The sequence below is a fragment of the Bombella saccharophila genome (assembly GCF_026385475.1).
Lineage (GTDB): Bacteria > Pseudomonadota > Alphaproteobacteria > Acetobacterales > Acetobacteraceae > Bombella > Bombella saccharophila.
Map to the genome: position 1 here is coordinate 510,214 of NZ_JANIDW010000001.1, position 14,404 is coordinate 524,617.

Annotated in this window: 9 protein-coding genes and 1 pseudogene; 4 read left to right on the plus strand and 6 right to left on the minus strand. The window is 55.6% G+C overall.

Annotated elements, in window-relative coordinates:
• Positions 1-2: 2 nt before the first annotated feature.
• From NQF64_RS02270 to NQF64_RS02280, 3 genes are all read right to left on the minus strand, one after another.
• Positions 3-953, minus strand: coding sequence for a TRAFAC clade GTPase domain-containing protein (locus tag NQF64_RS02270; RefSeq protein WP_266106326.1), 951 nt, complete (start codon positions 951-953; stop codon positions 3-5).
• Positions 953-2,269, minus strand: a complete 1,317-nt coding sequence (locus tag NQF64_RS02275; RefSeq protein WP_266106327.1) for a GTPase-associated system all-helical protein GASH — start codon at positions 2,267-2,269, stop codon at positions 953-955. Before NQF64_RS02275 ends, NQF64_RS02270 begins: the two co-directional genes overlap by 1 nt.
• Positions 2,270-2,638: 369 nt before the next feature.
• Positions 2,639-4,030: a tyrosine-type recombinase/integrase gene (locus NQF64_RS02280; RefSeq protein ID WP_266106328.1), complete on the minus strand. Its 1,392-nt coding sequence runs from the start codon at positions 4,028-4,030 to the stop codon at positions 2,639-2,641.
• 338 nt (positions 4,031-4,368) lie between these two features.
• Here NQF64_RS02280 and NQF64_RS02285 point away from each other — a divergent pair, with 338 nt between their 5' ends.
• The 4 genes from NQF64_RS02285 to NQF64_RS02300 all read left to right on the plus strand — a co-directional run bounded on the left by NQF64_RS02285 (position 4,369) and on the right by NQF64_RS02300 (position 11,387).
• Entirely contained in the window at positions 4,369-4,596 is a 228-nt protein-coding gene (locus NQF64_RS02285) for an AbrB/MazE/SpoVT family DNA-binding domain-containing protein (RefSeq protein ID WP_025826032.1), read from the plus strand.
• On the plus strand, positions 4,596-4,994 hold the full coding sequence (locus tag NQF64_RS02290; RefSeq protein ID WP_266106329.1) for a type II toxin-antitoxin system death-on-curing family toxin: 399 nt from the start codon (positions 4,596-4,598) through the stop codon (positions 4,992-4,994). The genes NQF64_RS02285 and NQF64_RS02290 overlap by 1 nt, the downstream gene beginning before the upstream one ends.
• A 295-nt stretch (positions 4,995-5,289) precedes the next feature.
• Entirely contained in the window at positions 5,290-8,238 is a 2,949-nt protein-coding gene (locus NQF64_RS02295) for a site-specific DNA-methyltransferase (RefSeq protein WP_266106330.1), read from the plus strand.
• Positions 8,238-11,387, plus strand: coding sequence for a BPTD_3080 family restriction endonuclease (locus tag NQF64_RS02300; protein ID WP_266106331.1), 3,150 nt, complete (start codon positions 8,238-8,240; stop codon positions 11,385-11,387). Before NQF64_RS02295 ends, NQF64_RS02300 begins: the two co-directional genes overlap by 1 nt.
• Positions 11,388-11,550: 163 nt before the next feature.
• On the opposite strand, the gene NQF64_RS02305 is transcribed toward NQF64_RS02300, so the two are convergent.
• From NQF64_RS02305 to NQF64_RS02310, 3 genes and pseudogenes are all read right to left on the minus strand, one after another.
• Positions 11,551-12,924 carry a site-specific integrase gene (locus NQF64_RS02305; RefSeq protein WP_103765506.1) on the minus strand — a complete coding sequence of 458 codons (1,374 nt, stop codon included), beginning with the start codon at positions 12,922-12,924 and terminating at the stop codon, positions 11,551-11,553.
• A gap of 185 nt (positions 12,925-13,109) precedes the next feature.
• On the minus strand, positions 13,110-13,295 hold the full coding sequence (locus tag NQF64_RS08990) for a VOC family protein (RefSeq protein WP_407651781.1): 186 nt from the start codon (positions 13,293-13,295) through the stop codon (positions 13,110-13,112).
• A 137-nt stretch (positions 13,296-13,432) separates the two neighbouring features.
• Positions 13,433-14,199: pseudogene (locus NQF64_RS02310) on the minus strand (transposase); the annotation flags it as partial.
• Positions 14,200-14,404: the final 205 nt, after the last annotated feature.

The following is a 14,404-nucleotide window of genomic DNA, read 5'->3' on the forward strand; positions in this document are numbered from 1 at the left end:
GATCACCTCGCGCCGAACATGAAGACGGGATCAGCACTTGAAGCCTCGATGGGCGGCAAGGACACGCGCTCGCGCCGAATCTCGAGCGTCCAGTCCAGGAGCTCGAGAAGACCTTGACCCGTGTCGGAGGTGTCGTCCGCGCTGGCCGCGATGCTAACCGAGAACTCACGAGCGTCCGGCATAGGGCCGAGCACGGCATCACGGACGGCCTTCTCCATCTCGGGCGCCACTGCGACGTCCGACTTGGTCCAGACGAGCGCCACCGGACGCCCTGCGCGTTCGGCAGCCAAGCGGCGCGCCAAAATTTGGAGCGATCCGCGGGCCGAACCCATGTTTGGGCCAGAAAGAGCTTCGCGATCCGCGATGAGCAAGAAGAGGTCAGCGTGCGCCGCGACCCAGCGAGCGCCTTCACCTTCGACAGCCTCGCGGTTGACTGCCCATTTCTGGAACCACTCACCGGGAGCGTCGGTGAACATGTAGCCGCGAACCTCCCCGTTCGCGGTCCTGAACGCGAGGTGGAGGAGACCGGGCGCTCGGCCACTGCGACTGGTCGTGTGCGGCGGAAAGCTGATCTGCTGCCCGGGTGTCCAACGTAGCGCGCTTGCCACGGCTTCCCATCCGGTAAGCGAGTAGGAGCCCGCAAAACGACGCTGATGGAAACCACTCAGACCGCGGCCGATGAGCAGGTACCAAGCAGCCAGCAAGGTGGTCTTCCCCGCATTTTGCGGCCCTACGATGCCGACGACTAACGGCTTTGTTCGCCCGGCGACGAAGCCGAGGTCAACCAGACCGATGGCGCTTCCTGACCAAGGGAGCGGAAGTTCGTCGGTTTTCGTTTCACCCTGCGCTGCCCCGTCCCGGTGCTTCCACTCTGGGCATTTGGCGTGATCCAAAAAACCTAGGTCGCAGGTGCTTTCGGGCGCGAAGCACGTAAGTCGAGAGCACTCGGTCATCAAGATTTATGCCCTTGCTTCTTGGCCTCCGCCCCCTCTTGTGCTGCACGAGCGGCCTGCAACTCTCTGAAGAGCCACGTCGCCCACCCAGGCACGGTCAGCGGCGTTGCTGCCGGAACGCCGACGTGCGCACGAAAGCCGTCATCGTCGAGGGTCGAGCGGCCGGAGCCGTGTCCGAGGAGCGCCAATACCGGCCCACGGCCTGTCAGGTCCTGAACGAGCTGCGCCGCGGCTTCCCGCAACGGCGTGAGCTCAGGAGAAGCCATGGCCTCTTCCAAAAGGCTGCGGATTGGCCGCCCTTCGGCGGGATCGAGCGAAGGTAGGGTCAGGACCGCCTCATGAAGGAAGGCGGCGACGCTGGCCGGCGAAAAGGTCGGCACCTGCTGATGCAAGTCGAACGCCATCAACGCCGCTGCGGTCGACGTCGGCATCCCACGATAGCTTACGCGAGCGCTTGGTGAGTAAAGGGTCTCTTTCCACCAGATCAGGTCCGTCCGCCGCTGAAGGCCAGCCGTGCCGCCGGTCACCGCTTGCAATGCGGCTTCCACATGCGTCGTCACGGCTTGAGCAAGGCCCTTCAAGGGACCGGACAGGTCGATCGGTTCGACATTCGCTTCCTTGCCGAGCGCATCCACCGTGTTGGCGATGGCAGCGGCCAAGCGGGTGCTGAACTCCTGGGCCCAATTCTGCGGGTTGCTGTTGGGCCAGTGTGGGTTGGCCCCGGTCGCAGTGTATGGACCGGCAGCCGCCAGAATCTGATTCGTGAGCGCCTCCTTATCGACGCTTCCAAACGTCGCCCCCGTGGAGACGGCTTTAGGAGCTTCAAAGGACATGGCTGGAACGGTGATCGAAGACGGCGTCGCCCATTCTGCTTCGGCTCGCGCGTCGACGCGTCGCTCGATGTTTGCCACCACATCGGTCCAAATCGCGCGCTCGTTGCCGGCCTCCATGAAAGGCAAGGCATTTCGGGCGGAGGTCACGAAAGCGACGCCGATCGTGTCATCCCCATCAGCTGCATGGACAAGAGCGTCGAGCAGTATCGCCCGGATCACGGCCACGGGCGTGCCCGAGAAAGTGTTGACGTAGGTGGCCCAGCGCTTCTGGAGCGCTTCGACTACCTTCTTGATGACCGGGTCATCTGCAGGAGCCTCCGGGTCGAAGGCGATGAGGGCGAACGCCGCGGCCATGGACGGTGTTTTCTTGAGGGTAGCCCCGAGGTCGGCCGCTGTTTCTTTCAGCCGGTCAAACTTGGAGTCGTCACCACCTACGTTGATAAGACCGGCCCCAAGGAAACGTATCAGAATATCGGTAGCCACGAATTCCCCCGCGAGTATCTATGCCTCTCGGCCTTTTTCTGCGATTCAGACATATAATTTCGAAATATTTTAGGTCAATTTTTCCACGTTAGCTAGACACAAGCTTCGAGCACAAGGATGAGGCTGCAATGTCTATCACGGGAGATGGCTGAAAGCGAACCAACGTTCCCGGCCCCAACTCGGTCAAGATAGACCGTGCTGCTTATGTCCGCTGTGCGGAAAGCTACTCACCGGCACGCATGCCCAAGTAGACGGCGTATGCAGTCATAGATGAAACCTTATTTTTCTGCGCTTTAGGGGGTCAACGGGGGAGGCACTCCCCCTTGCCAGATGCTCAATGGGTAGCCATTCGACACTGCTGGCTCCCTTTTAAAACGTTCCCTTTTTGAAGGCTGTTTCCGGGTAGCTTATTGCCTCCACTGTTTGTTTGAGATTGGCTATTGAAATGCCGGTCAGATATGTGGTGGTGCCCTGACTTCTATGGCTCGCCTCGTGACCCAGAAGCTTATCTATCCAGATTTCCCTGATGTCTGCGCTGGCGTTTCTCAGTTGTGTGGAAACGGTATGCCGGAAGGAATGAAAGGTAATTTCAGCTGGGAGGCCAAGGCGGGTCTTGAGTTGGGAGAAGGCCCTGCTCAATGTAGCCCCTCTGTCTTTCTGTTTAGACCCATCAAGGCCGGGTATGAGGTAATCGCTTTTGGTGTTGTCCTTGAGGGCCAGCACACCGGCCTCAATCAGCTTTGAATGCACTGGCAGAATACGAGTGCCAGCTTCGGTCTTCGGCGACCAGCCGTCTTTAGTATGGGGCCTGACCATAAAGCAGGGAACCTCCTCGATGGTTTGCAGGTCTTCTTTCCGTAACGTGCAAATCTCCCCCAGTCTCATGCCTGTATAGGCAGCGATAAGTGTCACGAGCCGGAAAGTGGGTTCAGGCACCAAGGCGCTATGCCATGAAGAAGAAGCCAGTAGTGCCAGTTCCTGTGGTGTCCAGCTTCGTCGCACAGTCTTGGGGGCACTCTCAAAGTGCCAGCCCGACCATGGGTTCTTTGTTACCAGTTCCCGTTGCACCAGTTGGTTCCATAAGGCGGACAGGCGGAGCATGTGGTTTTTCACGCTTTTATTGCTCAGGGTAGGGAGACCATCAGACTTGGCCCTCTGTGCCTCCTGTTGCAGCGTCAGACTGCTTTTGCCCTTGCCCAGTGTTGCGGGCAGGGCAAGAAGCAGGTCACGAAAGGCTCCGGCCTGACTGCCGCCTACGTCACTGACAGGCGCATCCCCAAAAGCCCTGATATAAAGGGCAACCGTTCTTTTGGTTGCATCTCTAGTATCGGTGCTGGCCTTGGGGTTGCGCAAGACAAACTGCTCCAAGGCATCGGAGAGCATAAGAACGGACGGTTTCTTCTTCGTGCTTTGAGGCTTCCTGACCACTTTACCGGTCAGCTTCTCCCTCGGTTTGAGGCTTTTCCGTTTGGGGGTAGAGGTTGCCTCCTCTTCCTGAGCATTCTTCTCTGGTTCCAGCGTTACTGGGCTTTGGAAGGTGAGGAGAGAGGACAGTTCCTTGCCAGAGAACCGGCCTTGCATGGTTCTGGCTTTATGGAAGACTTCACCTGTACGGGCATAGAGGGCAGCAGCCCGTTGGCGGGCCAGAAACTTGCTTTCGGTTTGCAGGGAGAGGGAGATTTCTGTTTTGCCAAGGCAGGCTTGCAGCACGACCGGAACGGCACGGCGGAAGTGGTAATGAGAGCCGATAAGACGCAGCATGTGAGTTCCCAGACTGGGAAGACAACCGGGAAAGTCCCGTTCACCTATCACCATCCGGTTTTATGGCGTCTTTTCAAGGCTGTAGCGTAAAAGTCTGAGGGACTCGAACCCGCTCGCTTTGGTCGCAACCAACCAGACAACCCATTGAAACAGAACGATAATTTCAGACGAAATCATCCTTCACATGGTGACTGCGGGTTCACTCTGCGGGCAAACCCGTGGGGCAGTCAAGACAGTGGCGTAGGGTTTAATCTAGCGGATTGCTTATCAGTGTTTCGTTGTTGAATAGCGCCAATAGCTTCTGTTATGTAATACGAATTGTATTACGGAGATGTGTCATGGAAACAGTTGTTGTGCGGAAACAGGGAAACTCTATCGGAATTACTCTTCCTGCTGAAACACGTATTCGGCTTGGTCTGGAAGTTGGGCAGGAACTCACACTTGTTGAGATGGCCGATGGCATTAAGCTGGTGAAGCGTAATTTGAAGTTGGAACGTCAGATGCAAATGGCGCGTGAGACGCTTCGAGAGCAGGCTGATGTGCTTCAGGAACTGGCTAAGCGATAATGACGGAGAAACCAGAGTTTCTTGAACCTGATGTGGTGTTGTTTATGCATGACCAAGCACTCAGGGAATATGGCGGAACACAAGGCGTCAAAAGCGAAGATTTGTTGCATAGCGCGTTAGCGCGGCCAGAAAATCGTTGGCATTATGCCGAGAGTGAAGCGCCGGATATGGCTACTCTGGCCGCTGCCTATGCTTATGGTATTGCTCGTAACCACCCTTTTAATGATGCAAATAAACGGACAGCTTGGAGTTGTTGCGTACTGTTTCTGAGAGTGAATGGGGTGCGTATTCAGGCCCCTGCATCAGAGGCGGTCGAGGTTATGGTGACACTTGCTTCAGGGGGTATAGAAGAAGAGGCATTTGCTGTCTGGTTACGACAGCATTTCGTTTGTCATTAAAGTTTTCTCTGCAAGTTGCGGCGCGATATTTAGGATAGCCAGCAGTGTCGAATGGCTACCCATTCGACAGCAGGCAAGGGGGAGTGACCATCCCCCGTTGACCCCCTTTATCGTATGAAATCTGATCTGTTTATGTGGAGCTTTGCCCATAAAGCCAGTCCTCTCTCAGGCCAAATTATAGCTTATGCACCTTTTCGAAAAACCGGGACCATTTCTCTTGCAGGGCTGACACAGTATTCCAGAAAAGATATGCTTCCCATAATCAAGCCTAACACAGAAAGCTGAACGTACTGCCATGGCCGACTCCTTGAGAGACCTTATTCTTTCCCTTCTCCCTGAAGACGGATCGACCATCGGAAATCAGCGCTTACTGACCGCTCTGCAAGAGCATCTGCCGAAGCTAAAAGAAAGCCGCTATCAGGCGGAGAGGGATGAATTAGCCGCCGAAGGCTTGCTTATAAAGGGCAAAGGGCGCGGGGGCTCCGTTGCTCGCGCAAAGCCCGTCGCCCAGTCGCTCAGCAAATCAACGTCGGGACAGCCACACGCATCGCCTACAATCGATTCCCCAGGCGCCAATGCCTATCTTTATCCGGACAAGGCTATAATGCGCCCGGATGTTGGGATGGAAGCACAGTTCTCAAATAAGAAGACACCGAAAACCTACCGTTACGATTCAAGTCTCGCCCCCGAACTGGCATGGGATGAAAATGCGGAGCGTGACTTTGCGGAGTGGCTGCTGGCGCTGATAGCCGAAGCAGCAGACAAGGGCGAGGCCACCGTGTTTGCCCAGCCGCAGGTATGGCAGGGAACAAATGAGTGCTTTTTTTCTCTTTCGCAATGCGCAGCCCGGTTACGCAGCCTCACGAAACCCTTCCTGAATTGGGCAGGTAAGGCCGAGCGCCGACAGATCTCAGTGCCCACGCTTCCTCTGTTCGTTCACGAGCGCCATTCCACCCAAGCTATCCTCGATACCCTGCAATCTCACAAGGCAGTCGGCACCAATCTCGACCTGTTCGGCGACACGGACTTGGACGTTGCCGACAGATTGGATGCCTACGAGCATAAGGGGCCATGGACCAATCGCCTTGTCCTTGGGGATTCGTTGCAGGTTATGAACTCTTTGCTCGAATATGAGGGGATGGGTGGTCAGGTGCAGATGCTCTACTTCGATCCACCCTACGGCGTGAAATACGGATCGAACTTTCAGCCCTTCGTTCGCAAGAACCGGGTCAACCACGGCTCCGACGACGAAATGATCCGTGAACCAGAAATGGTGAAAGCCTACCGGGATACATGGGAACTGGGGCTTCACTCCTATCTGACCTATCTGCGTGACCGATTAATGCTGGCGCGCGAGCTACTGACTCCTTCCGGTTCAATCTTTGTTCAGATTTCCGACGACAACGTACATCATGTTCGGGAAATTCTGGATGAGGTATTTCCCGGTGGTTTTGTCTCGCAAATCAGCTTTCAAACGACATCAGGTTTCGATTCTACGACTTTGCCCACGATGGGCGACTTTTTGCTTTGGTATTCCAAGGACAAGGATACCGTTCGCTATAATAAGATTTTCCAGCCGCAGCCCATCGAACTCGGAAAAGGCAATGCGACATGGGTTTTGTTGCCAGATGGGAGCTACCGAGGGGTCAATGCCGCTGAAAAGCGCGGCGAAGCCGAATTGCCTAAAGATGCCAAGCTCTACAATCCCGATAACATTCAGTCGCAGAACGCCGCCTCCGAGCCTCAACCCTTCGAGTTTGAAGGCAAAACATATCTGCCCGGTGGCAATTCGCACTGGAAAGCCAACTACCCAGACGGAATGAACAGGCTGGGTAAGGCGGGGCGCATCCATGTCGCCAAAAATAGCGTCCGCTATCGACGCTACGCAGACGACTTTCCCTTCCAGCAACTGGGCAATATCTGGACCGACACCATCACCGGCAGTTTCACCGACGATAAAGTGTATGTTGTTCAGACCGGGGTGAAGGTTGTCGAGCGGTGCATCCACATGACGACCGAGCCAGGCGACCTCGTGTTGGATATCACTTGCGGCTCGGGCACCACCGCCTACGCGGCCGAACAATGGGGCCGGCGTTGGATCACCGTAGATACATCGCGCGTGCCGATTGCGCTGGCCCGGCAGCGTCTTCTGACTAGCACATTCCCATGGTATAGGCTCAGGAATCCAGCCCAAGGCCCTGCAGGCGGTTTCATCTATGAGCGCAAGCGGAACAATAAGGGCGTGGAAGTCGGCGGTCTTGTTCCGCGCATCACACTCAAATCCATCGCCAACGATGAAGACCCAAAGCTGGAAACAATCATCGACCGCGCCGAGGTGAACGACAAGGTCACCCGCGTTTGTGGCCCCTTCACGGTCGAAGCCACCATTCAAGCGGCGATGAATATGGAGGAAGATTTCACCGCCCCGTCGCCGCACCCGACAAGCGATAGTCCGCGCGCCTACCTGGATCGTATGATCGAGGTGCTGCGCCAGAGCAAAACGCTCAATTTGCCCGGCAATATCACTGTGGAACTGGAAACCGTCAGCCCACTTGCCGACCGTGAATATCTCCATGCCGAGGGAACCGCCCGTAACGGCACGGAGAAGCGCATCGCCATCGTGTTCGGTCCCGAAGATGGCGCGATCGGTTCCGAATATGTGTTCAACGCCCAAACTGAGGCGTTACGGCAGGGCTATAGCCAACTCTTCCTGTTCGGCTTCGCCATCGACGCCAATGCGCGGGGGATGCTGGCGAAGTTGAAACTGCCCACCATCTACATCGCCGTTACGCCGGACGTGGTGATGTCCGACTTGCTCAAAACTAGCAGGTCGAGCGAGATTTTCTCGATTACCGGTCTCCCGGACGTGCGGCTGGAAGAAGCTGGCAAGAACAAGGACGGGACTCCGCTTCACCGCGTTGTCATCAAGGGGCTGGACATTTTCCGCCCCGATACGATGGAAACGGACGAAGTGAAGGCGGAAAATCTGCCATGCTGGATGCTCGATACCAACTATAACGGCATGGCATTCTTCGCCTCGCAAGTATTTTTCCCAAAGACAAGCGCATGGGATAACCTGCAAAAATCCCTCAAAGGACAATTCGCCGAAAACGTATGGGAACATCTGGCCGGGACGGTAAGCGAGCCATTCACGCTTGGCGATAAGCGACGCATCGCGGTCAAGGTCATCGACGAGCGCGGCAATGAATTGATGACCGTCAAGACGCCGGGAGGCGATAACTGATGGGCGCGCGGCAAAAGCAAGAACCGACGGTTACCGTTCCAGAGGTCGAATCTCCGATTATCAACTCGCCCTTCATCGAGCCCCAATGCCATTGGCAGATTGAGCGCGGCAAGGTGCCCGTAAAGGCCAACGGGCGACGTCGGGCCAGCTACTTCTATCGCGTTCCCGAACATTCGGGCCGGGGACGGCGTGGCCGTGCTGAAGCCGATCTCTTCGAGGATGTGAAAGGAGAAGAGGTTGAACTGCAAATCGTCAACCTCATCCGCGAGCGTGTAAAGGAATGGCGCGAAGGAACGCGCTCCGGTAGCGTCGCCTATGATGGCGCATCATTGGTGACGAAGGAGTTGCTAGACCTCTGGCGCAGTGACGAACGAATGCAGCGCCTGTTCTTCGCGCAAATTGAGGCCGCCGAGACTATCATCTTTCTGGTCGAGGCCGCCGATATCTATCGCAAGGGCATCCCCGAAATTCCGAAGGATGAGCCGGGTCTGGCGACGAAGGCAGAGGGGGTGCGTGCCTTCCTCCGCTACGCCTGCAAAATGGCAACCGGCTCCGGCAAAACGACCGTCATGGGAATGCTCGCCTCATGGTCGATCCTGAACCGCGTTGCCGCACCGCGTGATGACCGTTTCTCTGATACGATCCTGATCGTCTGCCCCAACGTCACCATTCGGGAGCGCCTTCAGGAACTGGACCCCGCTCTTGGTGACCTAAGCCTTTACCGAACCCGCCAGCTTGTGCCGCCGCACCGCATGGAGGAATTACGGCGTGGCGAGGTGATGATTGCCAACTGGCACCGCCTTGCCAAGAAGGAAAGCAACACTGTCAACGGCGATTCTGCCAAGGTCGTTAAGGCAGGTGAACCGGTCGAAGTGGTGAAGAACGCTGGTAAGGCGAACGAAACTATCGAAACCAAGTATTTTGAGTCTGACGCTGCATGGTTCAAACGCATCCGTCGCGAGCTTGGTAGTGGCAAAGGCCGCAGTCCGCACTGGTTGATTTTCAACGACGAAGCCCACCACGCCTACAGGCGCGGTGATAATGCCGAAGGCGACGAACAGACGTTGGATGAGGACAAAGACCTCGCCAAGAAGAATGCCCGTGAGGCGACCATCTGGATCGAGGGCCTTGACCGCATCCACAAACTAGCTGGCGGCAGCCGTCGTCGTGGCGTCACCCTTTGCGTCGATTTGTCCGCCACGCCTTTCTACATTCAAGGTTCAGGAAACGAGGTTGGCAAGCCCTTCCCGTGGGTTGTGTCCGACTTCGGATTGCTGGACGCCATCGAATCCGGCCTTGTGAAGATCCCACAACTGCCATCCCGTGATGTAAGTGGCGCTGAAGAAGCTGCTTATTTCAATATCTGGCGTTGGGTGCAGGCTAAAGCGAAGGAAGATGGTTTTGGCACAAACATCACGCCGGAAATTGTCATGAACTACGCAAGCGCCCCCATCAATCTTCTGGCAATCGAATGGCACCAAAGGTTTCTCGAATGGGAGCAGTTTGCCAAAGCGCAGCACAAACACCCGGTACCCCCGGTATTCATTGTCGTCTGTCGTGATACTGCCGTTGCGCGAGAAGTACATGGCTGGCTTGCCACAGGCGAAGGCGGGTATGGTGAGGCTCCGGTATGGTTCCGGAATACACCTGGTCAAGAAGTAACGGTTCGCATTGATTCCAAGGTGATCGAGGACATCGAGGAAGGTGGCTCGAAGGATGAAACCCGTCGCCTCCGCTTCATTCTCGACACCATCGGTAAGGCTGAATGGCCGGGTGGCAAGGTGCCAGACGAATGGGCCGAGCTTGTCCGCAAGCACAACGACAAGGCGGCGAGTGACGATAACGACGGCTCGCTTAAATGGATCGATGAGCGGATTCCGCCGGGCCGCGATGTGCGATGCATCGTGTCAGTCGCCATGTTGGCCGAGGGCTGGGATGCTAACACCGTCACGCATATTGTCGGTTTGCGCCCATTTGGTTCGCAGCTTCTTTGTGAGCAGGTGGTCGGACGTGCGTTGCGGCGTAAGAACTATGCACTCAACGAGGAAACGCAGATGTTCGCCGAGGAAACCGCTAAGGTTTTCGGCGTGCCGTTCGAACTGATCCCATTCAAGGTGTCGCCACCCGGCCCTACGCCCCCGCAGCCTGATCCTAACCATATCTACTCCGTACCAGAAAAAGCCGAATTCGAGATCACGTTTCCAGTTGTCACTGGCTATTACCAGTCTGGCCAGTTCGATGTTTTCGTCGATTGGGAACAGGTGGCGAAAGTCACCATCGATCCGATGAAGATTCCGCAGACCGTGGAGTTAACCCCTCTCACCACGTCAGATGGCACACTTGCCGCCTACGGCCCCGGCGAAAAGCCAGTCCTATCTTTACAGGACTGGCGGGCGATGTTCCGTGAGCAGCAGGTAGCTTTTCGGCTGGCGAAAGAGATTTGCGCCCGCTGGACCGTCGATAACGGTGCTGCGGCAGTGCCGATGCAGGTCTTGTTTCCCAAAGTCGCCTTCGCCGCCAAACGCTTTCTCGTCGAAAAACTGCACCGCAAGGGCGACAGTCAGCCATGCGATGTGCTGCTGGTCGGCGAGTATATGCAGGCGGCCGTTGGTGCGCTGTTGGAAGCGATCAAGAAAGGCTCTTCGACATTGGATGCTGAAGTGGCCGTCATCCCGCAGGGCGCTGCCGGGTGTGGCAGCACACTTTACGTGGATTTTTACACAACCAAACCGATATATCCCGTGACTCGATGCCACCTAAACGCGATGGTTGCAGACACAAAGCGATGGGAGCAAAGCGCTGCTTTCTTGCTCGATAGCCATCCGGGTGTCCGTCGCTGGGTCAAGAACGACCGGCTGGGTTTCTTCATTCCCTATCGCAATCGTGGCATTCAAGCCCGTTATATTCCCGACTTCATCGTTGTGACCGACAAGAGCATAAACGTGATTGTCGAAATCAAGGGGCAGGTTACAGATAGCGCGGACACCAAAGCAAAGGCTGGCGTACGCTGGGTCAGCGGCGTTAACCGACTGGGCACTTATGGCGAATGGGCATACCTGTTCGTGACTGATCCAGGCCGTGTCGCCGAGGCACTCAATACATATACAGTTGCGAAAAGCACAGACGGTTCTTTCGAGCTAACAGCCTAGTAATACAGGTTGGTTTAATAACGTCGGGGATAGTCGCGCTGATAGCTAAAACGGGCGAATTGCTCCCCATCGTTGCGGGCGACAGAAAAAAGGGGGTCAACGGGGGGTATCTCCCCCTTGCCAGATGCTCAATGGGTAGCCATTGAGCACTGCTGGCTCCCTTTTAAATCGTCATGTTTGCAAAGGCTGTTTCCGGGTAGCTGATTGCCTCTATGGTTTGCTTGAGGTTGGCTGTTGAAATGCTGGTCAGGTAGGTTGTGGTGCCCTGACTTTTATGGGTGGCTTCATGGCCAAGGAGACGGTCAATCCACACCTCTCGGATGTTGGCATCCGCGTTTCTGAGTTGGGTGGAGACGGTATGCCGGAACGAGTGGAAGGTGATTTCTGCCGGCAGGCCGATACGGGTTTTGAGTAATGAGAAAGCCCTGCCAAGGGCGGCGCTCCTGACACCCTGTTTTGAGGTTTCCAAGCCGGGAATGAGGTAGGGGCCTTCCGTGGTCTCTGTCAGCACCAGCACACCGGCTTCAATCAGTTTTGAATGGACTGGCACCATACGAGTGCCAGCTTCTGTCTTGGGTGCCCAGCCGGTTTCGGTGTGAGGTCGGATAAGGAAGCAAGGGATACCGTCAACGGTCTGGAGGTCTTCCTTGCGTAGGGTGCAGATTTCGCCCAGCCTCATACCAGAATAGGCTGCAATAAGGGTGACCAGCCTGAAGGTCTGTTCTGGCACCGAAGTGCTGTGCCATGAGGCAGAGGCCAGCAAAGCGAGTTCTTTTGCTGTCCAGCTTCTCCTGACGGTCTTCTGCCCATTCTCAAAATTCCAGCCTGTCCACGGGTTACGTGTGACCAACTCCCTCTGGTGTAACTGGTTCCAGAGGGCAGAGAGGCGCATCATATGGTTCTTGACGCTTTTCCCGCTCAGGGTCTGTAAACCTTCCTCTCTGACTCTCTGTGCTTCTTCCTCAAGGGTAAGACTGCTTTTGCGTTTGCCCAGTGATGCAGGCAGTGAAAACAGGAGGTCACGGAATGCCCCAGCTTTTTCGCCCCCTATGATGGACACGGGCGCATCTCCAAAGGCTTGCAGGAAAAGGTCTACGGCCCGCTGGGTCGCTTTCTTGGTGTCAGCACTGGCATGGGGGCTGTCCAAGACAAAGCGTTTCAGGGCACCGGAGAGCATTAAAGGTTGGGCTTTGGGTGCTCTGGCTGGTTTCTTCACTGTTCGGGGTTTTGGCCTCGGTGCTGAAACTGGCACGGACCCCGTTTCATGAGCAGATGAAGGCAGGTTCACGCTCTGCAAATCCCGCAGTGAAACCCGCAGTCCCTCAAGCCTGCTTAAAGCGTCTGGTTCAGAGAGGGCCAGATGGGTCTGAGAGAACAGTTCAGTGGTTCTGGCGTGAAGGAGGGATGCCCGTTTGCGGGCTTCATTCTGGTAGCCGGTTTTCAGGGAAACCCAGATTTCCCGCCGTTTTAAGGCTACTCGCAGGGCAGGGGGAACGATACGGCGGAAGTGGTAGGTGGTGCCTCGGACGCGGAGCATAAAATCTTCCCTCGGTGGGGAAGGACGATGGAGCAAAGACAGCCTTTGCCCCTCATTCAGCCGAAAAATCGTGCTATTTCAGGTGTCTGTGGTGCGAACTGCGGGACTCGAACCTGCATCAACCCGTAGTGACACTTTTCTAACTTATTGAAATGGCGTAGAGAATATAATGAGCTGTCTTCCAATTAGATTTTTCTTTTTAACATTGGTGAAGCATTCTGGGAAGATGTAGGCATGGTTGGACCCGGTTTTGTGCGAAATGCTTTTTCCCCGTGCATTCCAAGAATATTTACATACCAGTCGAATGATATATCAATGTCATTGACGTTCAGAACAAGATGATCGATCGCTATAACGGATAAGGCGGACATAATACGTCTCCATGTTCGTGAGGTGGGGGGGGTCTAAAAACCTTTGTCTGACTTTTCTTGTGCCTGATTTCAGGCTTTTGATGTGTTGATTTTCGCTCTGGGTTTTGAGCAGAGCGAGGGGGGCACGCTCTGTATTGCTACGCGCTCGTGTTAATCCGCTCCAAGAGGAGAAAGCGGCGCATATTATAGACGATATTGGCCAGCCCGACCTTCATGGTGGCCCGCGTTATGCCTACGGTTCGGACAAACAGCCCCGTCTGTGATTTCTGATCGGCAAAGACATGCTCGACACGCGACTGGATAACGGATTTTCCTGCATTGGATCTCTGGATATGGCATGGCATAGGCTTGAGATGCGGCTTTTTCCTGTGAACCTTCGAGACAACGCCCTGCTTTTCCATGAAGGCTTCATTGGCTTTTGAGCGGTAGGCTGTATCCGCCCAGACATCAGACGCCGTATTGCTGCGATCAAGAAGTCCCTCACGTAGATCCGCCTTCTCCGCACTGGTATTGCGCTGCTTTGGAGCCGCTACCAGCGTAGCATCTAGGATCTGACCTGACATCGGCAGATAACCGGCATTCCGCAGGGTCGTATCAAAGCGGTTGAACAAAACATCAATGGCTTCCGCCTGTGTCAGACGCTCACGAAACAGCCATACCGTTCTGGCATCAGGTACACGGTCCGACAGTCCCAGACCTAAAAAGCGCATGAAGGAGAGACGGTCGTTGATCAGCTATTCTGTCCGTTCATCGGACAGATTGTTGAGTGTCTGGATCAACAGGATCTTGAACATCAGCACCAGATCAAACGGCGGACACCCGCCTTTGCTCCCGTTTGAATAGGCCAGTGCTCTGTCCAGCTCCGGCGGAACACCTCAAAATCCACAATCCGAGAAAACGCTTCTCCTCATTCCTCCAACCAGAACCGGGAAAATGGAATCACAGCGTAGGCCTCAATACCAAGAGGTTTTTAGAACCCTCCATGCACATGATCGGCCCTGTTTTCTCGTACACTCGGCACAGCCAAGTCCGCATTACGTGACTTTGCTGATTTCTCTGTTCAAGCTTAATCATAATGCCTTGGTGAGGGCGCGTCATCCTGCGTAGCA